Genomic DNA, 24,781 nt, shown 5'->3' with positions numbered 1-24,781 from the left:
AAGTGATAAAATAAGGTAAAATCAAGGCATAAATATAAGTCTAAAAGATAAAAGAAATCATAAGAAATTTAAAGAAGTCTAATAAAGAAGTAAAGCAAGTAAATATAGAATAAAGAAACAAAATAAGCTAAGAGAAGCAAACTCCTAGCTTATTATTTATAGACTTTATTTTATCAGATAATTACGATTGATTAAAAAGTAATCTTATAATAACAATTTATCTCTTAATTAAGGTTTAGCAGGAGTTGTAAGAGCATTAATAGCAGCTGTTACTGCATCATTAGCAGCTGTTAACAAAGCATCAACTGCTGTGTTCAAGGCAATAAGTTCTGCAACACCTTTATCTCCATTAGATGTACCTATTCTATCTATAGCTGCTTTTGCATCATTATCAGCAACGCCTTTTTTACCAAGAGTAGCTGTGGCCCCTCTCAATTTGCCTAAAAACTCTCTACTTTTAGTCTTAGCCTCAGTAACCTTTTTCTTACATGCATCTGGGATTTTAGCTGATGGTCCTTCCAATAATTTCAATTTAGTTTCTACAGTCAATATTACTTGAAATGCTCCTGCAACTAAAGATTCATTCACAGCAGCCTCAATATCAAGTTCATCACCATCTTTAATTTTCTTACCAATAGCCTTAGCAAGGTCATCAATAGACTTAACTAAAGTATGAATTTCTGTAACACTCTTAGCAAAAGCAACAGCCTCTGTTATGTTTTTAGTTATTGTAGCTAAGTCAAGGATTGTTCCATCAGACTTAGCCGCTTGTCCATCTTTAGGAGAAGTCCCTGAATTATTACAAGACATAAGTAAAAATAAAGTCATTAATAACGCACTTAAAGTAATTCTTTTCATTATCACGTGCCTCATTTTTTACTCAACTCAGGAAGGCAAGAGAGGGGCAAGATATAAACAAAAGGAAAACAATTCTCATAAAGAGAGAAAAGTTTTCCTCAAATGACTTTATTTAGTTATGTTTATTGATAATTATTTATTATTGTTGTCCACTAGTTGTTGATTCTGCGGGTGTAGTAGAATCTAGAGATTTATCTTCTTGTGTAACGGATGCTAGTGCTTCACTAATTGTCTTTAATCCACTATCAACAGTATTTCTAATAGCAATAATAAGAGTACTTAAAGTCTTACCAACAGCATTAGCAGCAACACCATTAACCGCATTAGCAGACTTCTCTTCATCCTTAGCAGCAAATTTACCATCTTTAGCCATAGCTCTTAAAGCAATCCCCGCTGCAATAATCGCGTCTTTCTTTGCTGAAGCCTCTTTAATTTCTTTCTTGTTAGCAACAGCGGGAGCAATCGCAATCTCTGCTGCATCTGTAGCTTTTTCAATTCCATCAGTATTATTAGCTTTAGGATCTTCTTTGGATTTAACAATAGCTTGTAATATGTCAGCACCAGTCACTGAACCAATACTTGCTGATGCCTTTGCAATATTTTCTTCTTTGGCATCAGCCTTACCTGCATCATTAATAAAAAGATTACCAATATCCTTTTTATCATCTTCTGCAGTTTTAGTAGCCTCTGCACTCCCTTCATTATTTTTTAATACCACTTCAACAATAGTCTTAATCCCTTTAACTAGTGAAACAACTGAATCCTTGCTAGCAGGAGTAGCTCCATGTCCAGCTGAGGTAGCATTTCCTATAGCATCACCAGTAGCTCCTTTAGCAGCTTCCTTAGCTCCTGCAGCAATTTTGTCTAATGTGTTAGTGATAAACGTATCAACAACTGTCTTAATTTTTGAGTAATTACCATTATTAGCAACTTCCTCTTGTAATTTCTTTTTAACTGTGTTCATAGTAGTTTCAATAGAAGTGAAATACTTACCAATATCAGATTTTTTAGTATCTGCTTTAATACCAAAAGCCCCAGAAACCATATCAGAAAGAGAAGTAAAAACATCTAAGAACCCTTTACCTAAATTAGCAATAGAAGATAAGAATGTGGTTTTAGGATCTTCCACCTTAGCACTACCACTACCACAACTAAGAAGTAAAAATAAAGTCATCAATAACGCACAAAAAGTAATTCTTTTCATTATCACGTGCCTCCTTATTACTCAGGGGGTTTAACATCGCAGAGGCTGTGTGTGATTCAACGATTAATAAAATTGATTGATTGTTGTAATAAAAAATAACTGATATATAATCAAAGAAAGGGTTTGATATATAATCAAAGAAAGGGTTTACTTAACTTAAACTTACTTATTCAATAATGAATAGACTATGGATATTAATGCTAAGAAAATTCCTATATTAAGGGTAATAAGGGTTCCAAACATCCAACCATGAAGTCTTGATGAACTCTTAAATTCTGATGTAGCTTTATCAAGTTTATTATCAAGCTCCACCCTATTAATTTCCATATCTCTTCTAACAAGAAAAACCTCATTTCTAACATTATCAATCTTATTATCGAGTTCATTAAATTTAGTATCAATCTTAGTATTAAGATTATTCTCAACAGTATCGATTTTGGTATCCAGCTCTCTAATATCAGATCTTAAGTTTGTCTCAACCCTTTGAATCTCAGCTTGTAAGCTTGACTCTACAGATTTAATTTCAGCTTGTAATAGTGTTTCAACTTTTTCAAGCTTAAGGTAAAAGTAGTCTCTAAATACTCAATATCTTTATAAGTCAGTTCATTACGATAATATCTTTTAGAGAGATCATTTGCAACAAAATCTTGCATACCCATTTTTACAAATTCTTGATATATAATCTCCTCTGTAATATGCCCATTAAAAATTTGTGTATTAACAACAGAATGTAGTGATGAATCTTGCATAAAATCTCCTTATATAATCATTATATAATATCTTAAGTATTATAGAAACTTTATAGTTAGTAAAATGTGCTTTAAGAGGGTCCCTAACTCTAATATAAAGCGTCCAGTCTATTTTCTTTAGTTTATCAAAAAGCTCAAATGCAGTCTTACCATCAATCTGTTGTTAAAGGATTGCTATCAATATTATTTAGACCTGAATTATTACAAGATATATCTAAAAGGAAAACAATTCTCATGAAGAGAAGAGTTTTCCTCAAATGACTTTATTTAGTTATGTATATTGTTATTAAATACTCTTTAGTACTGACTATTAGTTCTTCTTAGTTTCAGAGGTCTGATTATCAGTAGTTACAGTAGTATCAGTAGTATTAAATTTAATAGCATCTTTAACTGTTTTAAGACCCAAATCAATAGTATTTCTTATTGCTATTGTTAATGCATTTAATGCTTTAGTTACTGCACTTATAGCGATTCCTTTAACTGCAGTTGAAATATCATTAGCAGCATTACCGTTAGCAAATTTACCACCCTTAGCCATAGCTCTTAAAGCTATAGCCCCTGCAATAACCGCATCTTTAGGTCTGCCAGTAGCGTTAACAGCTGCAACATTATTCTTAGCTAATTTAGCAGTATCACCATCATCTTTAACCATAGCTTTTAAAATGTCAGCCCCAGTCACAGCCCCAACAGCTTTAGCAGCATCAGCAGCTGATTTCTTTGCATTATCAGCATTACCAGCACCAACAAATAATTTAGTTGCTTCACCATCAGCAGCATTTCCATTAGTCCTAGCGGTATTACCATCTTCAGCTTTTTTATCAGTACCAGCCTCAGCATTTCCTTTGTCTTTAAGTACCACGTCTACAATTGATTTGACGCCCCTAATTAAATTTTCAACACTATCAGACTTCGCACCAGCACCATGAGAAGTATTATCACCAGCACCCTTATCAGAAATATTACCAAGTAACTCATCACCTGTAGTACCAATAGCCTCACTAGCGGTTTTAGCACCATCAATTATTTTATCAAGAGTATTAGTAATTAGAGCTTTTACAGCGGTATCAGTAGCCTCTGCATTAGGATTATTTTCAGATTTCATGTCAGCAACAATTTTATTAAGCTTATCCTTAGTGCCTTGTAAAGTATCCTGAACAGTTTTAAAGTAAACTCCAACATCAGACTTTTTAGTATTAGTATTAAACCCTAAAACCCCTCCAAGCATATCAGCAAAGGAAGTAAAAACATTTAAGAAGTCATTACTTAAACTAATAATAGATTTTAAGAATCTACTCTGAGGATCCTCAGTCTTAGTACTGCCACTACCACAACTCAGAAGTAAAAATAAGAAATATAAGTTATTATTAAGTTCTAAAATAATGTAAAATCAAGCCATAAATATAAGTCTAAAAGATAAAAGGAATCTTAAGGAAGTATAATAAAGTAGTAAAGCAAGTAAAAAAAGAATAAAGAAACAAAATAAGCTAAGAGAAGCATACTCTTAGCTTATTATTTATAGACTTTATTTTTGCAGATAATAACGATTGATTAAAAAGTAATCTTATAATAATAAATTAACTTGTTTATCCTTAGTTAGATTGAGCAGTAGATGCTAACTTAGCAGGAGTTGTAAGCTCCTTCATTGCAGCTGTTACTGCACCATTAGCGGCCTTTAATAATTCATCAATTGCTGTATTAAGCTCACCAAGTTCTTTTGCTCCATTCTCCCCACTAGGCTTCTCATTTCTGTCTATAGCTTTTTGTGCATTATCATCAGTAGTTGCTCCACTATCAACCGCCAACTCAACAGTTTTATTCTTCAACTTATTTATAAATGCCTCAACTGAAGTTGTAACTCCTCTAACTTTTTGAGTTAAAATTTGTTGATCTTTAATAAATTCTGGAATTTGCAAAGCTTTTGATTTTTTTACTATATCCAATGTGATACTAAAAACCCCTGCTATCAATGCAGTATTTTTACCACTATCAGTACCAAGTATATCTTGATTTTGAATTTTCTTACCAATAGCCTTAGCAAGGTCATCAATAGACTTAACTAAAGTATGAATTTCTGTAACACTCTTAGCAAAAGCAACAGCCTCGGTAATGTTATTAGTTATTTTAGCTAAATCAATAAGAGTACCATCAGATTTAGCTGCTTGTCCATCTTTAGGAGAAGAAGCTGAATTATTACAAGACATAAGTAAAAATAAAGTCATTAATAACGCACTTAAAGTAATTCTTTTCATTATCACGTGCCTCCTTATTAAATCAAGGGGACAAATATAAATAAAAGGAAAACAGCTCTCATGAAGAGAAAAGTTTTCCTCAAATGACTTTATTTAGTTATGTTTTATTAATATCTTTATTATTGTCCACCAGTTGCTGCTTCTGCAGGTGTAGTAGAATCTACAGAGTTATCTTCTTGTGTAACTGTAGCAAGAGCGTCATTAATTGTCTTTAAACCACTATCAACAGTATTTCTAATAGCAATAATAAGAGTACTTAAAGTCTTACCAACAGCATTGGCAGCAATACCATTGACTGCATTGGCATCTTTAGCATTGTTATTAGCAGCAAACTTACCATCCTTAGCCATAGCTCTTAAAGCAATACCAGCAGCAATAACTGCATCTTTCTTGGCTTCTGCCTCTTTAATTTCTTTCTTGTCGTTAACAGCCGGAGCAATAGAAATCTCAGCAGCATCTGTAGCTTTTTCAATTCCATTAGCATTATCAACTTTAGGATCTTCTTTGGATTTAGCAATAGCTTGTAATATATCAGCACCAGTCACTGAACCAACACTTGCTGATGCCTTTGCAATATTTTCTTCTTTGGCATCAGCTTTACTATTATCATCAGCAAATAACTTACCAATGTCCTTTTTATACTCTCCTGTTTTAGTAGCACCTGCATTTCCCTCATCCTTTTTTAGCACCACTTCAACCATTGTCTTAAACCCTTTAACAAGAGAAACAACTGAATCCTTGCTAGCAGGAGTAGCCCCATGTCCAGCCGAAGTAGCATTCCCAATAGCAACATCACCAGTAGCCCCTTTAGCCGCTTCTTTAGCCCCTTCTGCGATCTTGTCTAATGTGTCAGTAATAAACTTATCAACTACTCCCTTTATCTTTGGATAGTTACCATTCTCTGCCACCACAGTATTTAATTTCTTTTTAACAGATGTCATAGTGTCAGCAATATCAGTGAAATACTTACCAATATCAGATTTCTTAGTCTCAGCCTTAATACCAAAAGCACCAGTAACCATATCAGAAAGGGAAGTAAAAACATCTAAGAACCCTTTACCTAAATTAGCAATAGAGTTTAAGAATGTGGTTTTAGGATCTTCCGTCTTAGTACTACCACTTCCACAGCTCATAAGTAAAAATAAAGTCATTAATAATGCACTTAAAGTAATTCTTTTCATTATCACGTGCCTCCTTATTAATTCAACTCAGGGGGGCAAGATGGTTAACAACCTTTGAATAAAATAAAAAAAGCTAAAAGCATAGATACTTTAACATTTCAGATACTGTGTGTGATATAACAATTAATTATTGTTAATTGTTATTAACAATAATTAAATAATTTTGATAAAAAATAACTGACAGAAATTCAATGAAACAAGGGGGGAGATAATCAAATAAATTTACTTTACTAACAATGACATTAATGCTAAAAATATTCCTATATTAAGGGTAATAAGGGTACCAAACATCCAACCATGAAGTCTTAATGTACTCTTAAGTTCAGATGCAGTTTTATCAAGTTTATTATCAAGCTCCATTTTGTTAACATCAATCTTATTATCCAAGTCTTTAATATCGGATTTTAACTCACTTTTAACATTATCAATCTTAGTGTTAAGATTATTCTCAACAGTGTCTATCTTATTATCAAGTTCATTGAATTTAGTATCAATCTTAATGTTAAGATTATTCTCAACGTTGTCAATCTTGGTGTTAAGATTATTCTCAACAGAATCGATTTTGGTATCCAAGTCTTTAATGTCTGATTTTAACTCATTTCTAACGTTGACAATTTTATTATCAAGGTCTCTAATATCGGCTTGTAAGGTTGCTTCTACCTTTTCAAGTTTAAGGTTAAAAGTAGTCTCTAAATACTCAATATCTTTATAAGTCAGTTCATTTTTATAATATCTGTAAGATAAATCAATAGCAATATCTCTATTAATACCAGCTCTAGTAAGTTCAGCTATAACCATTTGTTGAGTAATAACTGGTTGAGCAAGTTCCATAAGAATCTCCTTATATAAGTATTATATAATATTTTAACTGTTATAGGAACTTTATGTTAGTAAAATGTGCCTTAAGAAGGTCCCTCAATCTAACATAAATGTTTAATCTATTTTATTTAGCTTATCAAAAAGCTCAAATATTACAAGATAAAAACAAAAGGAAAACGGTTCTCATGAAGAGAGAAAAGTTTTCCTCAAATGACTTTATTTAGTTATGTTTATTGTTATTAAATTCTAACTAGTTCTTCTTAACTTCAGAGATTGTATTATCAGTAGTTACAGGAGTATCATTAGGATTAAATTTCATAGCATCTTTAACAGATTTAAGTCCTACGTCAATAGTATCTCTTATAGCAATAGTTAATTCATTTAATGCTTTAGTAACAGCACTTACTGCTGCATTCTCCACTGCTTTCTTTGCATCAACACTAGCAGCATCACTAGGACCAGCAAATTTACCACCTTTAGCCATAGACCTTAAAACTACAGCACCTGCTATAGTTGCATCTTTAGGGATAGCACCAGCATTCCCAGTTGTTTCTTTAGCTAGCTTAGCAGCATCACCACTTTCTTTAACCATAGCTTGAAGAATATCAGCCCCAGTTACTGCTCCAACAGCTTTTGCTGCATCAGCAGCTGATTTTTTTGCATTCTCAGCAGTGCCAACATTAGCAGTAGCAAATAATTTACCTGCTTCACCATCCCCAGCAGCAGCGGTTCTTGCAGTAGAACCATCACTAGCCTTTTTATCATCCCCCGCCTCAGGATTTCCTTCTTTAAGTACTACACCTACAATCTTTCCAATTCCTTCACTAAGAGACTTAACTGAAGCTTCTTCACCAGCAGCACCTGCATTTTGGTCAGCAACATTAGCTATTGGATTACTATCAGAACCAATAGCTTCACTAGCAGTCTTAGCCCCTTGGATTATTTTATCAAGAGTATTAGTAATTAAAGCTTTTACAGCGGTATCAGTAGCCTCTGAATTAGGATTATTATCAGATTTCATATCAGCAACAATTTTCTCAAGGGATGTCTTAGTAGATGAAACAGTGTCATGAATCTTCTTAAAGTAGTTCCCAACATCAGACTTTTTAGTATTAGTATTAAACCCTAAAAACCCTCCAACCATATCAGAAAGGGAAGTAAAAACATTTAAGAAGTCATTACCTAAACTAATAACTGACTTTAAGAATCTACTCTGAGGATCCTCAGCCTTAGTACTCCCACTGCCACAACTAAGAAGTAAAAATAAAGTCATTAATAACGCACAAAAAGTAATTCTTTTCATTATCACGTGCCTCCTTTTTACTTCAACAAGGGACAAAACATAAATAAAAGGAAAACGGTTCTCATGAAGAGAGAAGAGTTTTCCTCAAATGACTTTATTTAGTTATGTTTTATTAATAATTCTTTATTGTTACTGTCCACTAGTTACTGTTTCTGCGGGTGTAGTAGCTTCTACAGATTTATCTTCTTGTGTAACTGTAGCAAGAGCATCACTAATTGTCTTTAAACCACTATCAACAGTATTTCTAATAGCAATAATAAGAGTACTTAAAGTCTTACCAACAGCACTAGCTGCTGCACCATTAACTGCATGTTCAGATTTATCGTCATTATTAGCCGCAAATTTACCACCTTTAGCCATAGCACGCAGTGCTATTCCTCCTGTTATAACCGCATCTTTATCTTTTAAAGTATCGCCAAAATCCTTACTCTCTTTTTTAGCAGCAGCAATCTCAGCAGCATTCTTTGCTTGATCAATCCCAATCTCATTATCAGCAGCCTTATCAGATCTAGAAATAGCTTGTAAAATATCAGCACCAGTCACTGCTCCTATTGATGCACTTGCCGCTGCTGCTACTGCTTCTGTTCCATCAGAAGCAGTGGTACTAAGCAATTTACCAATTGTTTTGTGCTCATTGTGCTTTGTTTTAGTAGCATTAATATCTCCATTATCTTTTAACACCAAATCAGCTATTTCTTTAATCCCTTTAACTATAGAATTAACACTATTAAAATCTGCCGGCTCTGCAGCCTGATTTTTAACAGCATTACCAATAGCATCGCTACCAATAGCTCCTGTTGCTGCTGTTTTAGCCCCTGCCGCAATTTTATCTAATGTGTTAGTGATAAACTGATCAACAGCTGTCTTTATCTTTACATAATTTCCATTTTTTGCAACTTCATCTTGTAATTTCTTTTTAACAGATGTCATAGTCTCTGCAATTTTAGTGAAATAAGCTCCAATATCTTCCTTTTTAGTGTCAGCCTTAATACCAAAAGCGCCAGCAACCATGTCAGAAAGAGAAGTAAAAACATCTAAGAAACCCTTACCTAAATTAGCAATAGAAGTTAAGAATAAGGTTTTAGGATCTTCAGTCTTAGCACTCCCACTGCCACAGCCAAGAAGTAAAAATAAAGTCATTAATAACGCACAAAAAGTAATTCTTTTCATTATCACGTGCCTCCTTTTTTACTCAGGGGAAAAGATATAAATAAAAGGAAAACAAATCTCATGAAGAGAAGAGTTTTCCTCAAATGACTTTATTTAGTTATGTTTATTAATAATTATTTATTGTTGTCCACTAGCTGTTGCATCTGTAGGTGTAGTAAAATCTGCAGATTTATCTTCTTGTTTAACGGCAGCTAGTGCTTCACTTATTGTCTTTAAACCACTATCAACAGTATTCCTTATTGCTATTATTAAAGTACTTAATGTTTTGTTTACAGCATTAGCAGCAACCCCTTTAGCTGCCTCAGCCTCAGTTTTATTTGCAGCATTATCCTTAACAATAAATTTACCATTCTTAGCCATTGCTCGAAGTGCAATACCAGCAGCAATCACTGCATCCTTCTTTGCTGCATCTCCAAGTTTTTCCTAATTCTCAGTATTAGTACCCTTAGCTAAAGCCAGAGCAGCTGCATCCTTAGCCTCACTAACTTTACCATCTTTCTTAGCATCAGCATTAGAAGCAGCAATAGCTTTTAGGATATCAGCCCCAGTTACAGCACCAATAGAAGCACTAGCAGCAGCTACATGTTTATCTTCAGCACCTTTATCATTACCGGAATTCTGAGCTCCAAATAGTTTACCAATATTCTTTTTATCATCATCAACTGGGGTAGTTTTATCTGCTTGTCCATCACCTTCTTTTATTATCAAATCAACAATTTCTTTAATTCCCTTAACAAGAGCATTGACACTTGTAGCGTCAACGCTAGTACCAGCATCAGATTTCACAACTTCACCAACAGCCTTAGCAACATCAGCAGCTTCCTTTGCACCAGCAGCAATTTTGTCTAATGTATTAGTGATAAATGTATCAACAACAGATTTAATTTTTGAGTAATTACCATTCTTAGCAACTTCCGTTTGTAATTTCTTTTTAACTGTGTTCATAGTTGTCTCAATAGAAGTGAAATACTTACCAATATCAGATTTTTTAGTATCAGCCTTAATACCAAAAGCACCAGCAACCATATCAGAAAGGGAAGTAAAAACATCTAAGAAACCTTTACCTAAATTAGCAATAGAAGTTAAGAATGTGGTCTTAGGATCTTCCACCTTAGCACTACCACTACCACAACTAAGAAGTAAAAATAAAGTCATTAATAACGCACAAAAAGTAATTCTTTTCATTATCACGTGCCTCCTTATTTATTCAGAGGACCAGACATAAATAAAAAGGAAACAATTCTTATAAAAAGAAAAGTTTCCCTCAAATGACTTTATTTAATTATGTATATTGTTATTAATTCTAATTATTGACCTTTAGTTTCAGAAACTTGCCTATCAGTAGTTACAGGAGTATCAGTAGAATTAAATTTCATAGTATCTTTAACAATCTTAAGTTCTGTATCAATAGTATTTCTTATAGCAATAGTTAAGGTATCTAAAGCCTTAGTTACTGCACTGATAGCTGCACCTTTAATTTCAGCAGTAACATCAGTATCACTACTATTAGCAAATTTACCATCCTTAGCCATAGCTCTCAGTGCTATACCTCCTGCTATAATTGCATCTTTCTTAGCATTAGCAGCATTACCATTGGCAGCACTATTTTTGGCTAATTTAGCCGCATCACCATTATCTTTAACCATTGCTTTCAAGATGTCAGCACCAGTTACAGCACCAACAGCTTTAGCAGCATCAGCAGCTGATTTCTTTGCAGAAGCATTAGCACCGGCATTGTTACTAGCAAACAGCATGCCCGCAGCATTGTTATCTCTTGCAGTAGAACCATCTTCAGCCTTTTTATTATCCCCCGCATCAGCATTTCCTTTGTCTCCGAGTACCAATTCTACAATTAACTTAATGCCCTTTACTAAACCATCAACCTCCCCAGCAATACCACCAGAACCCTGAGCAGCAACATTAGCAATTGGGTTATTATCAGAACCAATAGCCTCACTAGCAGTCTTAGCCCCCTGGATTATCTTATCAAGAGTGGTAGTAACTAAATTAGTTACAGCGGTCTCAACTGCAGAAGCATTAGGATTATTATCAGATTTCATGTCAGCAACAATTTTATTAAGCTTATCCTTAGTACCTTGTACAGTATCCTGAACAGTTTTAAAGTAAACTCCAACATCAAACTTTTTAGTATTAGTATCAAAACCTAAAACCCCTCCAACCATATCACTAAGGGAAGTGAAAACATTTAATAAGTCATTACTTAAACTAATAAGAGATTTTAAGAATCTACTCTGAGGATCCTCAGTCTTAGCACTACCACTCCCACAGCTAAGAAATAAAAATAAAGTCATCAGTATAATATAGATAAAAGGAAAACAAATCTCATGAAGAGAAAAGTTTTCCTCAAATGACTTTATTTAGATTATTTAAATAGATAATTTATTTAGTAGAAGCAGGTTGAGTAGTACTAGATTCAGTTGCTTCAGTAGTAGTTTCAGAATATTGTATTCCCTTAACAGCTTCTCTTATCTTATCTAGATTGCTTTCTACTGTTTTCCTAATTATAAAATCAAGTACTCCTAATACCTTATTTACAGCAGTTACAGCAGCAGCTTTAACTGTTTCAGCATCATGCATTATCAGCTCTAAATTTACCACCCTTAGTCATTGCTTTGAGAACAACAGCAGCTACTAGGTCGGCATTAGTTTTAGCACCATAGTTATTATCATTAGCATTAGCATTAGCAGCAGCTAGTGTTCCAGCTTCATTATTATTGCTTTGAGCAAGGGTAGCAGGAACAGTAGCCTTAGCATTCTTAATCTTATCAATCATAGCCCATGGATCTGCTTTAGATACTTCAGCTGCTAGCTTATCACCAGCTCCAGCGCCTGCAGCTGAATTATTATGACCACTCAGTACAGCAGGGGCGGCGGTATTAGCAGCAGCTGTTACCTGCCCACCAGCATTTCCAGGTTTGATTGCTATGCCAGACTTCCCTGCTTCTGCAATAATTGTTTGAATTCCCCCAATAATGGCTTCAACTCCATCCTTTTCAGCACCAGCAGCAGCATTATTATCATTATGACCAATTGAGTTATCATCTTTAGTTGCATCAGCAAGTTTAATTAGAGCAGCAATTAGTCGTTCAAAGACATCATTTGCACTGTTAATTGCACCCTTAACAGCTTCAATTGTACCGCTATTAGCATTCTTTGCTTCAGAGATTTTATTTGATAGCTCATTTAACTTATCCTTAGTAGTTGTAAGTCCATCTCCTATAGTCTTAAAGTGTTCACCAACTTTACTTTTCTTATCACCCGATTTAACTGCTGTAAGTCCAAAAGTATCACCAATAGCATTACCAAAAATACCAAAAATCTCTTGAAATCCATGACCTATTTTGATAAGTGAATCAAAGAAAGAAATTTTAGATTCAGCAGCCAATTTAACTTCTTAAAGTTAATTACAACAATATAGAAGGAATCTTAGATATAAATCTAATATTCCTTCTAATATTATTTTTAAGCTAATCTAATTATCTATTTTATTGCTGAGCTGCTGGTTTTGGAGCTCTTGCTTCATCTATTTTTTCTTTCGCTGTTTTAAGCACATTCTTTACTGTCTTTTTAATTACATCCTCTACTGCTACTAATAACTTATTTACTGCACTTATTCCTGCTGCTTGTACTGCTTTTTCATCATTATTATTATGAGAAGCTAATTTACCACCTTTAACTAATGAGCGTAGGGCTATTCCTCCACTCACCGCACTTGCTAACGCTGCATCTTGTGCTAAGTGATCTGCAGTAGCTCCTCCTTTTGCAAATGCCACCGCACTTGTATTTGCAGTTGCATTAGCTCCTATTCCTGTATCTGCATCTCCTTCTTGTGATGCAACTATTGATGCTAATATTTCTTCTCCACTTACTGCTGATACTATTAATGCAGCTTTATCTCCCGCTGCTGCTTGTGCATTATTACCCGTTATTAAGACCTTAGCTCCATCTTTTGCATCAACTCCTATTGAATTTGAGGCTAATGTCACACTACTTGTGTTTAAAGCTTTAACTTGTTGTGTCTTAGCTGTTTCCACTATTCCTTGAAGAGCCTTAAGGGCTCTTTTTAATTCATCTGTAGCTGCTGCTACTCCGTTTTGTTGGGAAGCCACCTCACCTACTACCTTGTTAGTAGAATCACCTATATCTTTTAAAGAATCTAAATGGTCTTTTAATGTACTTAACACTTCCTTAGCTACATCAATTGCACTTCTGATTGACTTGTTTGATAAGCCATCTTTCTCAAGATCTGCTGTTGATTTAACTGCTACTTGTTCTAAGTCATTTGCTGCTGCTTCAAGCTTAGTACCTAAACTGTTAAAATAATCTCCTACCTGACTTTTAGTTGTATCTTTAGTTACTCTTAATCCTAATGTATCTGAGAGTAACTCCAAAAAAGAATAAAAGGCATTCTCAGCACTTTTACCTACATCAATTAGCACTGCACTTAAACTCCCCACCCCTTGTTGCTCTCCTCCTGCTGTTCCAGGATTACCTGAGTTTGCAGCCTGTTGTCCACTTCCACAGCTAAGAAGTAAAAATAAGCAATATAAGTTATTATTAAGTTCTAAAATAATGTAAAATCAAGGCATAAATATAGGTCTAAAAGATAAAAGTAATCATAAGAAATCTTAAGGAAGTATAATAAAGAAGTAAAGCAAATAAATATAGAATAAAGAAACAAAAAAAGCTAAGAGAAGAATACTCCTAGCTTATTATTTATAGACTTTATTTTATCAGATAATTACGATTGATTAAAAAGTAATCTTATAATAAATAATTAACTTGTTTATCCTTAGTTAGATTGAGCAGAAGATGCTGACTTAACAGAAGTTGTAAGTTCCTTAATTGCAGACTCTACTGCAGCTTCAGCAGCCGTTAACAAAGCATCAACTGCTGTATTCAATTTACCAAGTTCTTCAGCTCCCTTATCTCCATTAGGCTGACTAGTCCTATCTATAGCTTTTTTTGTGTCATCATCAGAAGCATCATTTTTACCAAGATCATCCTTCTTTTCTTTTAATTTGTCTAAGAATTTTTTACTTGCGGTTTTAGCAGAAGTAACCTTTGTCTTCAATTCAGCAAACACTCCATCTTGTTTCTCTAATTCTTCCAATTTAGTACTTACAGCCAATACTATACTATATGCTCCTGCAATTAAAGAACCATTATGATTAGCATCAGCAGCAAGTCCATTAGCATCAATCTTTTTCCCAATAGCTTTAGCAAGTTCGTCAATGGATTTAACTAAAGTATGAACTTCTTTAACATCTTTAGCAAAAGCAACAGCCTCTGTTATGTTTTTAGTTATTGTATCTAGGTCAAGGATTGTCCCATCAGCCTTAGCCGCTTGCCCATCTTTAGGAGAAGTCCCTGAATTATTACAAGACATGAGTAAAAATAAAGTCATTAATAACGCACAAAAAGTAATTCTTTTCATTATCACGTGCCTCCTTATTACCTCAGGGGACAAATATAAATAAAAGGAAAACAAATCTCATGAAGAGAAGAGTTTCCCTAAAATGACTTTATTTAGTTATGTTTATTGATAATTATTTATTGTTACTGTCCACTAGCTGTTGTTTCTGCAGGTGTAGTAGCTTCTGCGGATTTATCTTCTTGTGTAACTGTAGCAAGTGTTTCACTAATTGTCTTTAAACCACTATCAACAGTATTTCTTATTGCTATTATTAGAGTACTTAGGGTCTTACCAACAGCACTAGCAGCAACACCATTAACTGCATGAGCAGATTTATCTTCCCCAGTTTTAGCAGCAAATTTACCATTCTTAGCCATTGCTCTCAGTGCTATCCCCGCAGCAATAACAGCATCTTTCTGCCCATCTCCAAAATCTTTACCATTAGCATCAGCCTTAGCAGCAGCAATCTCTGCTGCATTACTTGCTTTATCAATATCTTTGTCAGCTTCGGTTGAAGCAGCTTTAGCAATAGCTTGTAATATGTCAGCCCCAGTTACAGACCCAGTTACAGCCCCAATTGAAGCACTAGCAGCAGCAGCTTGTACTTCTGTACCATCAGTATCTTTTTTCCCACTAAATAACTTACCAATTGATTTCTTCTCTGTATCTCCAGTCTTAGTAGCAACTGGGTTCCCTTCATTGTTTTCTAAAACTATGTCAACTATTATTTTAATACCCTTAACAAGTGCGTTTACACTTGCAACTTCTGCAGGTGCAGCATCCTGACCAGCAGTAGCACCACCAATCTTATCGTCACCAGTAGCCCCACTAGCAGCTGTTTTAGCCCCTTCAGCGATCTTGTCTAATGTTCCTGTGATAAAAGTATCAACGACTGATTTAATTTTTACGTAATTTCCATTCTTAGTAACTTCCTCTTGTAAATTCTTTTTAACTGTATTCATAGTAGTCTCAATAGAAATGAAATACTTACCAATGTCAGATTTCTTAGTGTCAGCCTTAATACCAAAAGCCCCAGCAACCATATCAGAAAGAGAAGTAAAAACATCTAAGAACCCTTTACCTAAATTAGCAATAGAAGTTAAGAATAAGGTTTTAGGATCCTCAGACTTAGTACTGCCACTGCCACAACTAAGCAGTAAAAATAAGCAATCTAAGTTCTTATTAAGTGATAAAACAAGATAAAATCAAAGCATAAATATAAGTCTAAAAGATAAAAGTAATTAAAGAAATCTAAAAAATATAATAATAAAGTAGTAAAGGAAGTAAATATAGAATAAAGAAACAAAATAAGCTAAGAGAAGTGTACTCCTAGCTTATTATTTATAGACTTTATTTTATCAGATAATTACGATTGATTAAAAAGTAATCTTATAATAATAAATTAACTTGTTTATGCCTTAGGTGTTAGAAGGTTTAGCAGAAGTTGTAAGCTCCTTAATTGCAGCTATTACTGCATCATTAGCGGTCTTTAATAATTCATCAACTGATTTGTTGAAATCACCAAGTGCCTTTGATCCTTTTTCATCATCCTTACTTACATCTATAGTTTTTTGTGCATGCTCATCTGTGACCTCTGCTTTAGCAAGATCAGCATCTGCTTTTAATTTATCCACGAATACTTTACATTTATTCTTAACATCAATAACTTTTCTCTTAAGATCATCGGAAAATCCAGCTTTGTTTTCTAATTTTTCCAATTGGGATTTCAAAGTTAACATCACTTGAAATGCTCCTGCCACTAACTCTCCATTCTTATTATTTTTACCATTATCCACATCAAGTTCTTCAGCATTTTGCTTAATTTTTTTCCCAATAGCTTTAGCGAGTTCATCAATGGATTTAACTAAAGTATGAACTCCCTTAACATCTTTAGCAAAAGCAACAGCCTCTGTTATTTTCGAACTTATTGTAGCTAAATCAATAAGAGTGCCATCAGATTTAGCCGCTTGTCCATCTTTAGGAGAAGTCCCTGAATTATTACAAGACATGAGTAAAAATAAAGTCATTAATAACGCACTTAAAGTAATTCTTTTCATTATCACGTGCCTCCTTATTACAGCAGGGGGGAAAGACATAAATAAAAGGAAAACAGTTTTTATTAAAAGAAGAGTTTTCCTCAAATGACTTTATTATTTTGAAAAATTATCAAATCTAACTTCCTCAACCCTTATCTTTCCATTTATATCTATTGCACCACTAACGGAAGAACTAACACCTCCTACAACCTGAACAAAGAAGAAGGTTAATGACCCAAAGTATCCTAAGTTTACTTACTTTAATGCTTCTACACTAAAATCTGAAAGTACACTTGATGATTTAATGTTTAATATCAATTTATTTAAAGAATATACTAATATAATTAAACCCATTGCCCAAATGGTGTACATTAAATATTCAAAATTACAAAATTGAAAGAATAAAAATTCTGTTTACTTACATAGATACCCAAAATTACCATCACTAGCTATATATCCAAATAATTTGAGTGGACTCTGACCATATTTCGGTTGCCTATAAACTAAAAATTTAGAAAAACCTCCAATTACTTCTGATCAGAATCTGTCCTCTTTAAATAACTATTTATAAGCTCAGTCCAATACTTTACAGTTTTAAGTTCTGGTTTAGTTTCAAAAAACTTGAGTATACTCGAATCATCATCATTCTTTAATTGTAGTAAAAACTTATCTATCATTTCTAAACTATCAAACGGTGCATCATCTAATACCGAATGCACTCTTTTAGATGCTTGTAGCAATTTCTTGTAATAATGATACTTAGCAGGTATACGTTTAGGAAGACTCTTAAGGCTAACTACAGATTTATGACTTACAGATTGCTGTTTTGTTATGCCTTTAGTTACTGTTTTAGTATTAATACCTTTACTTTCATTTAAAGATTTTACAAGTGGAACATCCACACTACTAGCTTGTTCTTTATTAGCTTTTTGAACATGCTCCAAGGAACTAGTATCAGTGTCAACTTCAATCTCAATTAAGATATGCTACAAGAGCATATCTTTTAAAATATGTTATGCATGAACCTAAAAGTTGAGGTAATATATTTTGATTCTTTACTCCCGTTGAAGTTAATTCTTCGCTGTAAATAGGTGTATCAAATGACTCGCTATATCCACTCTTGGGACTGTAAAATGTTGTTGTAATAACATTAACTAAATCACCATCAAAATTCTTTATGGTTGGATATTGCATAAAACCAATGTCCAAATTATTGCTCTTTATAACATTCTTTATCTCTCTTATTATCTCATTAAAATCTTGATACTTATATCCATATCCATTAAGATTCTTAGCAACACCACTTAAATGCATTTGTAGACTATGCAAAGACTTTAGAAAGTTTATCTTTGATTGATTCTCATTTGTTACTGAACTTTGATTATTTACTCTTATATCTGTTACTTTTCTTGTTTGTTTACTCTGTTTCTTAACTGTTTTACGCATTCTAGTTTTTGTATTTATAATATTTTTTGCCATATTTAATCTCCTTTATGAGTTACTAAAAACAAATATATATATCAAAAAAACTATTTTTTGACAAAAAAACAAACAAAATATCTTTGTAAATATTTTATAATTATTAACAAAGATTATAATTTAATGGTCATTGACATGTTGCCTGACTTAACTAAAAATAAACACAAAAAATTAGAGCTTAACTAAAAATTCTAAACAGAACTCTTAACTAAGCTCTAATGCCTTACTAAGCACACTCATAAAGGTGATTGCCAATAAACAATACCTAGTAGTAGGATACAACACTTTTGAAATAATATCAAGTATATATTAATAAATACTAACTATCTTAATATGCTACAAATATTTTAACCATTACTAATTTATAAAATATTTATTTATTAAAGAAGAAATAATTGGGAAAAAATTCCTATTCCTATGATCATTAAATATATGATTCTATTTCCAGTATTAAGTTTTTCTAATAGTACTGCATTATTATTTTGGATTTCCTTAAGTAAATTCCTCTCTATACTGTCTATTTTAATATCTAGATTAGATATATCCTTTTGTAAATTCTTCTCTACATTAATAATTTGCTGTTATAATGAATTCATTTTTTCTATTAAGACTTCCAAATTAGAATTATCATTATGAAGTAAAATAAAATTCACAGCTTCTTCAGTAAATCCCTTATTTAAAAACTCCTTCTTTAAATCTTCTGTTCTATATATCTTATATGCTAAATTACCCATAAAACTCCTCGTTATTCCCCTTTTAATTCTTTATACTTTTTCAAAAGCTTATCAAGCAAATCTCTTTGATGTTCAAAAAGCTCATCCATTAAGAAACTTGTAAACTTGGCATTTTGCTTATAAAAATCATAACTTTCTTGTTTTTTAAGCTGAAATCTTAATGGTTTTATTGGATTTTGTCTTGATTTTTTAATAATACTATTGTCTTCTAACTTCTTAATGGTATTCTCAATCCCATTACTAGCTACAAAATCATAATCGATAATACCGTGTTCTACGCCTGAAGCTATTTTTATATATTTATATGCTTGAGATTTTGCTATCTTAAAATCCGATAAAAAGCTATAAAAGTTTTTATACCCATCAAAAATATATAACTTTCTTTTGTTGATTAAACTTAATATTTTTGCTGTTTCTATTTTATTATAAATATCGTCTACAGTTAAAGACTTTAGTTTGTCTTTTAATCTTAAATATTCATCCTTACGATTATCTTTTGATAATTTTGTTTCCAAAACACTTTCTTTTATGTTAACTCTTCTCCCTATGATCATTTTATTTTTATCACTCATTTACACTCCTTTTGTCTATAACTGGATATTTATTTTTTTGTTATTTATTTAAAAGATTATTTAAAGATTTCTTATATTCTTGATAATAATCATTATTGAAACAGAATTCTTTTCTATAAAATACTGTTTTTTTTATATCATCTCTTTTAGGAATTATTCCTATTAAGTTTTTTTTATACCGAGTTTCTAACTCTGATATTATTTCTTTATCAATGCTTTGTCTTTCTAAAGCACCCGTTACCAAAAAATTGGGCAAAAGATCTTCCCTATAAACTTTTTTCGTAGCATCTACTATTAAATCTATACTTTCAACTGCCCATAAATCAGAATTAATAGGAACAACTAGGTAATCAGCAATAATCAAGGCATTATTTAAAAGATGTCCTAAGCTAGGATTTGTATCGATTATTATATAATCGTATTCGAATTTGACTGTTAAAAGTCTTTTTTCTAATAGATTATCTTGCAAAGGAATACTTTCGGAATTAAAAGAAGACAATTCTAATGAACTAGGAATTAAATCTATACAACTACTTACGTTAAAGATACAATTTTCTATATATTTTCTTTGTTTGAAAATTTCATATAGATTATATCTTTCAATATCTACATTTTGTTCCTGCAATTTAAATAAGAAATAACTTGTAATACTAGCTTGGGGATCACTATCAATCAGCAAAACTTTGTAACCTTCATGTGACAATATATTGCTAAAGAACAAGGCACTTGTACTCTTACCAACACCACCTTTAATCGATGAAATTGTTATTACTTCTGGTTTTTTTCTATCCATTTGGTTATAAGACCTCCTTCCGGTAATTTTTTACCATAAAATTCATATACTTGTCTTTCTAATTTTGCTAACATATCAATTAAAGTTCTGTAATATTGTTTATGAACTCTATCTTTCCTAAGCAAATAAATAAATCCCCTCAAATAACAAAATACGCTACCTTTTTTAAATCTAAATTCTAAATAGTACACTTTTGAAAATGATACCGCTTTAATCACCCCATTCTCTTCATATCTCCTAATAGTATTTTTTATTGGTTTCCTATATCCATAAGAAATTCCTAAAAATTTATCACCTTCCTTTACAGAAAATAATCGAAACCATTCTGCCTTTTCTTCATTAAACAATCCTTTAAACGAAATAAAAAATTTATGTTTTTGATTTTTATCAATACCAAATTTGTATAAATCCTTCATGATTTTAGTATGATATATTTTTCGACCCTCAATTTCTTCTATTTTTATAAAAAGAGATTTCTCTTCTTTTGGTATTAATTTTATCTTTTTCTTCTCTACATTTTTCAACATACAATCCATAACAAGTCCTTAAGTAAAAGATTGTTTAAGCTCTGCATGCTTCAAACAACTTTTTTGTTCTTTTACCAATTCTAAAAGCTCGTAATAGTAATGATTACTAAATACTTTACCATACTCTAATTTGTTCTGTTTGTTTAAATAATTCTTTAATATTGGTACTAAAACAGATATGTCTACTTTATGTCTTAATTGTTCAAGAAGTATGCTAAATACGTTATTCCTAATTTCTCTCTCACTTTCTTGTGTGTTTTTATTAGCATATTCAACTGTTTTTTTAAGTTTTCCTATTATTTTTTCTAGATCACTGTATTTATCTTTTTCTATGATAAAGTGTGGTTTGTTTTTATATTGTTCATACACGTTTTTTATTTGGATCTCTAATTGTTTATTGTCATATCCTTCATTCTCTAGATTAGCTTTTGTCTCCTCTAGTATTCTACTTAATTCTTTTTGTTTACTTTTAAGTTTACCATTATTTGGTTTAGTATTATTTATTTTTTTATACTCACTATTTTCAGCTATTTTAATGGCTTTTAATGATTGAATTTTAAAATCTTTTTTCGCTTCCAAATTCAAAATAGAGAGGAAAGCATTTGATTTAAAATTGCATTTCTTAGCGTATTTTTCTATTTGTAATCTTTCTATAGATTTTATGTTTTTGTCTTCTTCTTTATTATTATAAGTATTATTAAAACACTCCGCCTTTTTTACACTCCCCTTTTTATTACATCTTTTTTTAAAGTAGCCATTTACACGGTTTTTGTGTCTTTCTTCTTTTTTATCTCTAAAGTGTTTATTGATTATGTGATGACATTCTTTTTTAGAGTATTTAAGTTTGTAATAAACTTCAGTACCCATGCTAACCCCCAAATGTCTGTGATAATTCATTGTTACTTTAAATTCTTTTTCTAATTTATAAAGATATTTTTGAAGTGTTTTAAGAGTAGTTTCTTTGTATCCATTGCGTTTTAAGTTTCCATTAAAGTAGTAAAGTAGATTGCTTTGTGTGTATTTTTTATGTTTATTATTGATATATTCAATTGTTGATATTAGTACTATTAGTTTGTGTTGGTATTTGTTTTTATATGAACTAGGATTTTTTATAGTTTTTTGGATTCCCATGATTATCTCCCTTATGAGTTATTTATCATAATGATAACTCAATATTTAGCTATAAGTAAATCAGTAATTAGTAAAAATAAAAATTATTTTTAATTTAGCAAAAATGCTAATGTTTATAACATTTTTTGTAAATATTTTTTGCTATATATTTGTTTTTAGTAACTCATAAAGTAGGAGTTTAATATGATAGATGTAACAAAAATAAATGAACAAAGATCAGAGGTAGAGATGCAACAATTTGGTTTGTACAGGCAGATGGTGTTTGAAGGATTTGAATCTTTTGCATATCAAATTCAAGAAAATCTTAAAGGTAAACAAAAACAGTTAAGTAAAATAAGCAAGATAGGACGTAAGTTATCAAAAATTGGAAGAGATGAATGTTTTAAGTTTAATAGTAAGGTTGATTTTAGTATGCAAAGAGAAGCATTAAAGCATATGGGTGCAAGTGAAGTTGGAAGTATGTTTATTGGAGCTGATTCTTTAGAAAAATTAATGCGAGATAGGATACTTAAAGCTATAGGAATAGAGATTCCATTTGAAGATAATTTAAGCATGAGAAAGGGGAAGATACTAGAGTCTTTAGGATTTGATGAATTTGTTCGTATGCACGCAGGCAATATTGAAGTGTTACAAAAAACAAATATGCAAACGGTGTTGACAAATATAATTATTTTAAAGAATTTAAGGACCGTGGGACATTAGTTGGTTCAACAATTGATGGATGGTTTGTAAGTAGCGCGGGAGAAGCAGAGTTACTTGAGATCAAATTTAGTGATAATTTTTACTTAAAAAGTGCAGCTTGTAAATACAACAGAACCGGTAATTTTTTAGAAAATAAATATTTCTTCAAATATTATGTTCAAGTACGAATGCAGCTCTTATGTACAGGTTTAGATAGGGGAATTTTATTTATTATCATAGGTAATGAGGCAATCAACTGTGTAATTAATAGGGATGATAATTTTATTAGTGCTGTAATGACTGAGGTTTCAAGATTGGAGAGAGAAGTAAATAATATTGCCAAATCTTTAAAATCAAATAGTGATATTGATATTAAAAATATTGATTTAGACGAGCTGAGTGTTATTATTGAAGATCTTTTAAAGAATAGCTTTGTGTATCAAGAGTTGTGTGATATGGATTTCAAATTTGAATTTTTAACATTTTTAAAAGCAAGTCAACTTGAGATTGATGAAGACGAAAATTTGGATTTGAAGAGACGTCTTGAAAAGATTATTGCATTGCAATCTGAAATTGACAAGGTAGAAGAGACAACTAAAAAGGATCATGCGTTAGAGTTGTCTAGGTTAACAAAACCTATTAAAGATAAACTTAAATTTCAAATAGATGCTCTGATGAAAGAATTTTCTTTAAATGAACATATAAATTATGACTTTGATGGGAATCTATTTCATTTAGATATGAGTAGGAGAGCTATTAAGGATAGATTTAAGTTTTTAAGCTCTGTTATGGATTTTACCTTTAGTAGTAATTTAAATGTAGTTAATGATTGGTCCACTCCTATTTTAAATGCTGTTTAAGGGTACCTTTATGAGGTTTATATTTATGGTTTTATTTTTAGTAATTACTTATAAGGCTTTAAGATTTTTATGTAAGTTTTGCATGCGAAGTATAGCGAGACTCATTCAGGATTATTATTCAAGACGAGAAATTTTAGAAAATATGAGAAGACTTGATTGTGATTTAAGACGTATGGATGCTTTAAGTAGGATTTATGATGAGGAGAGTTCTGGTGTTTGATATTAATTCGTTAAATATGTCTGGTCGTTTAACAAGAGACTGTGAGATTACTTATACTAGTAATAGTCTTCCTATATTAAAATTTACTCTGGCTAATAATAGAGGTGTTAAGAGGAGTAGTTCGTGGGAGAGACAAGCACAATTTTTTGACTGTGTGATTTTTGGCTCTAGAGCCGAAAGCCTGACTTCTTTGCTTAAACGAGGGGTTCAAGTTGTACTTAGTGGATCCCTTGTCTGTGAGAATTGGCATGACAAGCGTACAGGTGAGGGGAAGAGTAAATACAGTATTTTGGTAAATGATATTCAAATCTTAAATTCGTCAATTAAGACACAAGAGACTAATGATTCTCAGTCTTAAGATGAGTTTTATGAAGATATTCCTTTTTAGTAGTTATATAAGGTAAATTAAAAGTTAAGGAGGTATGGGGTGGTAGTATCAAAAAGGGAGCTTATAGAAAATATGATGGGAGCTAAATATGATTTTGAAGATGTTTTACTTTGTAGGAAAGACAGGCAAGGTGAGATGCTATTTGAGAGACTTTGCAGAGAAGGGCTTACTATTGGGAATGCTAAGTTATGTTTAGATGTATTTTTAAGCATTTGCAAAAAGAGTTCTGACTTTGCTTCAAGATATGGGATACTTAAGATTAACAAGAGGAGTATATTTGTAGCTAGTTTCTTTAGTATTTCTATATTTGTAGATCAAATTCTAAACTTTTATGATAGTAGTGTAGAGTGTCTTCTTGAGGATCCAGACTTAGAGATTTAATGGAGGTTG

The 24,781-nt window shown here is 31.9% G+C and carries 27 protein-coding genes and 3 pseudogenes; 6 read left to right on the top strand and 24 right to left on the bottom strand.

Going from position 1 to position 24,781, the window contains the following annotated elements:
* Nucleotides 1-228 precede the first annotated feature (228 nt).
* The 17 genes and pseudogenes from bpSLO_RS07970 to bpSLO_RS07890 all read right to left on the bottom strand — a co-directional run bounded on the left by bpSLO_RS07970 (nucleotide 229) and on the right by bpSLO_RS07890 (nucleotide 17,027).
* Nucleotides 229-858, bottom strand: a complete 630-nt coding sequence (locus bpSLO_RS07970) for a Vsp/OspC family lipoprotein (protein ID WP_246990285.1) — start codon at nucleotides 856-858, stop codon at nucleotides 229-231.
* A 139-nt stretch (nucleotides 859-997) separates the two neighbouring features.
* Entirely contained in the window at nucleotides 998-2,065 is a 1,068-nt protein-coding gene (locus bpSLO_RS07965; RefSeq protein ID WP_025407659.1) for a variable large family protein, read from the bottom strand.
* Nucleotides 2,066-2,224: 159 nt separating this feature from the next.
* Nucleotides 2,225-2,389, bottom strand: coding sequence for a hypothetical protein (locus bpSLO_RS07960; protein ID WP_246990284.1), 165 nt, complete (start codon nucleotides 2,387-2,389; stop codon nucleotides 2,225-2,227).
* 182 nt (nucleotides 2,390-2,571) lie between these two features.
* Nucleotides 2,572-2,811, bottom strand: a complete 240-nt coding sequence (gene bdr, locus bpSLO_RS07955; RefSeq protein ID WP_246990283.1) for a Bdr family repetitive protein — start codon at nucleotides 2,809-2,811, stop codon at nucleotides 2,572-2,574.
* A gap of 310 nt (nucleotides 2,812-3,121) precedes the next feature.
* Nucleotides 3,122-4,192 (bottom strand): variable large family protein, encoded by a 1,071-nt coding sequence (locus tag bpSLO_RS07950; RefSeq protein WP_432432513.1) that lies wholly within the window; start codon nucleotides 4,190-4,192, stop codon nucleotides 3,122-3,124.
* A gap of 208 nt (nucleotides 4,193-4,400) precedes the next feature.
* Nucleotides 4,401-5,060, bottom strand: coding sequence for a Vsp/OspC family lipoprotein (locus tag bpSLO_RS07945; protein WP_246990280.1), 660 nt, complete (start codon nucleotides 5,058-5,060; stop codon nucleotides 4,401-4,403).
* A 119-nt stretch (nucleotides 5,061-5,179) separates the two neighbouring features.
* Nucleotides 5,180-6,241 carry a variable large family protein gene (locus bpSLO_RS07940; protein WP_246990279.1) on the bottom strand — a complete coding sequence of 354 codons (1,062 nt, stop codon included), beginning with the start codon at nucleotides 6,239-6,241 and terminating at the stop codon, nucleotides 5,180-5,182.
* A gap of 222 nt (nucleotides 6,242-6,463) precedes the next feature.
* Nucleotides 6,464-7,072 carry a Bdr family repetitive protein gene (gene bdr, locus bpSLO_RS07935; protein ID WP_246990278.1) on the bottom strand — a complete coding sequence of 203 codons (609 nt, stop codon included), beginning with the start codon at nucleotides 7,070-7,072 and terminating at the stop codon, nucleotides 6,464-6,466.
* A gap of 238 nt (nucleotides 7,073-7,310) precedes the next feature.
* Entirely contained in the window at nucleotides 7,311-8,363 is a 1,053-nt protein-coding gene (locus bpSLO_RS07930) for a variable large family protein (RefSeq protein ID WP_246990276.1), read from the bottom strand.
* A gap of 129 nt (nucleotides 8,364-8,492) precedes the next feature.
* A complete protein-coding gene (locus tag bpSLO_RS07925; protein ID WP_246990296.1) occupies nucleotides 8,493-9,536 on the bottom strand; it encodes a variable large family protein in 1,044 nt (347 codons plus the stop codon).
* 114 nt (nucleotides 9,537-9,650) lie between these two features.
* Nucleotides 9,651-10,721 (bottom strand): annotated as a pseudogene (locus tag bpSLO_RS07920) (variable large family protein).
* A 119-nt stretch (nucleotides 10,722-10,840) separates the two neighbouring features.
* A complete protein-coding gene (locus bpSLO_RS07915; RefSeq protein ID WP_246990275.1) occupies nucleotides 10,841-11,845 on the bottom strand; it encodes a variable large family protein in 1,005 nt (334 codons plus the stop codon).
* An 88-nt stretch (nucleotides 11,846-11,933) separates the two neighbouring features.
* A pseudogene (locus bpSLO_RS07910) lies at nucleotides 11,934-12,942 on the bottom strand (variable large family protein); the annotation flags it as partial.
* Between the two features lie 97 nt (nucleotides 12,943-13,039).
* Entirely contained in the window at nucleotides 13,040-14,128 is a 1,089-nt protein-coding gene (locus bpSLO_RS07905) for a variable large family protein (protein ID WP_246990295.1), read from the bottom strand.
* Nucleotides 14,129-14,346: 218 nt separating this feature from the next.
* A complete protein-coding gene (locus bpSLO_RS07900) occupies nucleotides 14,347-14,994 on the bottom strand; it encodes a Vsp/OspC family lipoprotein (RefSeq protein WP_281506699.1) in 648 nt (215 codons plus the stop codon).
* A gap of 119 nt (nucleotides 14,995-15,113) precedes the next feature.
* On the bottom strand, nucleotides 15,114-16,127 hold the full coding sequence (locus tag bpSLO_RS07895; RefSeq protein WP_246990294.1) for a variable large family protein: 1,014 nt from the start codon (nucleotides 16,125-16,127) through the stop codon (nucleotides 15,114-15,116).
* Between the two features lie 261 nt (nucleotides 16,128-16,388).
* Nucleotides 16,389-17,027 (bottom strand): Vsp/OspC family lipoprotein, encoded by a 639-nt coding sequence (locus bpSLO_RS07890; protein ID WP_246990272.1) that lies wholly within the window; start codon nucleotides 17,025-17,027, stop codon nucleotides 16,389-16,391.
* Nucleotides 17,028-17,235: 208 nt separating this feature from the next.
* Here bpSLO_RS07890 and bpSLO_RS07885 point away from each other — a divergent pair.
* A pseudogene (locus bpSLO_RS07885) lies at nucleotides 17,236-17,403 on the top strand (BBA14 family lipoprotein); the annotation flags it as partial.
* Between the two features lie 130 nt (nucleotides 17,404-17,533).
* Here the strand turns inward: bpSLO_RS07885 and bpSLO_RS07880 are convergent.
* From bpSLO_RS07880 to bpSLO_RS07850, 7 genes are all read right to left on the bottom strand, one after another.
* Nucleotides 17,534-17,950: a hypothetical protein gene (locus bpSLO_RS07880; protein ID WP_246990271.1), complete on the bottom strand. Its 417-nt coding sequence runs from the start codon at nucleotides 17,948-17,950 to the stop codon at nucleotides 17,534-17,536.
* Nucleotides 17,951-17,978: 28 nt separating this feature from the next.
* Nucleotides 17,979-18,485, bottom strand: a complete 507-nt coding sequence (locus bpSLO_RS07875; protein ID WP_051480062.1) for an ERF family protein — start codon at nucleotides 18,483-18,485, stop codon at nucleotides 17,979-17,981.
* Between the two features lie 581 nt (nucleotides 18,486-19,066).
* Complete coding sequence (bdr, locus tag bpSLO_RS08175; protein ID WP_432432512.1) at nucleotides 19,067-19,219, bottom strand: Bdr family repetitive protein; 153 nt, start codon at nucleotides 19,217-19,219, stop codon at nucleotides 19,067-19,069.
* A gap of 11 nt (nucleotides 19,220-19,230) precedes the next feature.
* A complete protein-coding gene (locus bpSLO_RS07865) occupies nucleotides 19,231-19,791 on the bottom strand; it encodes a chromosome replication/partitioning protein (protein WP_246990269.1) in 561 nt (186 codons plus the stop codon).
* Between the two features lie 40 nt (nucleotides 19,792-19,831).
* The gene (locus tag bpSLO_RS07860) at nucleotides 19,832-20,584 is read right to left on the bottom strand and encodes a ParA family protein (RefSeq protein WP_246990267.1); all 753 of its coding nucleotides are present in this window, start codon (nucleotides 20,582-20,584) and stop codon (nucleotides 19,832-19,834) included.
* Complete coding sequence (locus tag bpSLO_RS07855) at nucleotides 20,560-21,120, bottom strand: DUF226 domain-containing protein (protein WP_246990266.1); 561 nt, start codon at nucleotides 21,118-21,120, stop codon at nucleotides 20,560-20,562. Before bpSLO_RS07855 ends, bpSLO_RS07860 begins: the two co-directional genes overlap by 25 nt.
* A gap of 9 nt (nucleotides 21,121-21,129) precedes the next feature.
* Complete coding sequence (locus tag bpSLO_RS07850) at nucleotides 21,130-22,242, bottom strand: plasmid maintenance protein (RefSeq protein WP_246990265.1); 1,113 nt, start codon at nucleotides 22,240-22,242, stop codon at nucleotides 21,130-21,132.
* A 183-nt stretch (nucleotides 22,243-22,425) separates the two neighbouring features.
* Here bpSLO_RS07850 and bpSLO_RS07845 point away from each other — a divergent pair, with 183 nt between their 5' ends.
* The 5 genes from bpSLO_RS07845 (at nucleotide 22,426) to bpSLO_RS07825 (ending at nucleotide 24,772) form a co-directional block, all read left to right on the top strand.
* Nucleotides 22,426-22,944 carry a hypothetical protein gene (locus bpSLO_RS07845; protein WP_246990263.1) on the top strand — a complete coding sequence of 173 codons (519 nt, stop codon included), beginning with the start codon at nucleotides 22,426-22,428 and terminating at the stop codon, nucleotides 22,942-22,944.
* 167 nt (nucleotides 22,945-23,111) lie between these two features.
* Entirely contained in the window at nucleotides 23,112-23,783 is a 672-nt protein-coding gene (locus bpSLO_RS07840; RefSeq protein WP_246990261.1) for a DUF244 domain-containing protein, read from the top strand.
* Nucleotides 23,784-23,808: 25 nt separating this feature from the next.
* The gene (locus bpSLO_RS07835; RefSeq protein WP_246990260.1) at nucleotides 23,809-24,003 is read left to right on the top strand and encodes a hypothetical protein; all 195 of its coding nucleotides are present in this window, start codon (nucleotides 23,809-23,811) and stop codon (nucleotides 24,001-24,003) included.
* Complete coding sequence (locus bpSLO_RS07830) at nucleotides 23,978-24,361, top strand: single-stranded DNA-binding protein (RefSeq protein WP_241803714.1); 384 nt, start codon at nucleotides 23,978-23,980, stop codon at nucleotides 24,359-24,361. The genes bpSLO_RS07835 and bpSLO_RS07830 overlap by 26 nt, the downstream gene beginning before the upstream one ends.
* A 69-nt stretch (nucleotides 24,362-24,430) precedes the next feature.
* Nucleotides 24,431-24,772, top strand: coding sequence for a hypothetical protein (locus tag bpSLO_RS07825; protein ID WP_025407631.1), 342 nt, complete (start codon nucleotides 24,431-24,433; stop codon nucleotides 24,770-24,772).
* The last annotated feature ends 9 nt before the right edge of the window (nucleotides 24,773-24,781 follow it).

The organism is Borrelia parkeri (genome assembly GCF_023035815.1).
Classification (GTDB): domain Bacteria; phylum Spirochaetota; class Spirochaetia; order Borreliales; family Borreliaceae; genus Borrelia; species Borrelia parkeri.
Note: the sequence above shows the minus strand (reverse complement) of the source record. Positions and strands in the feature narration are given on the sequence as shown.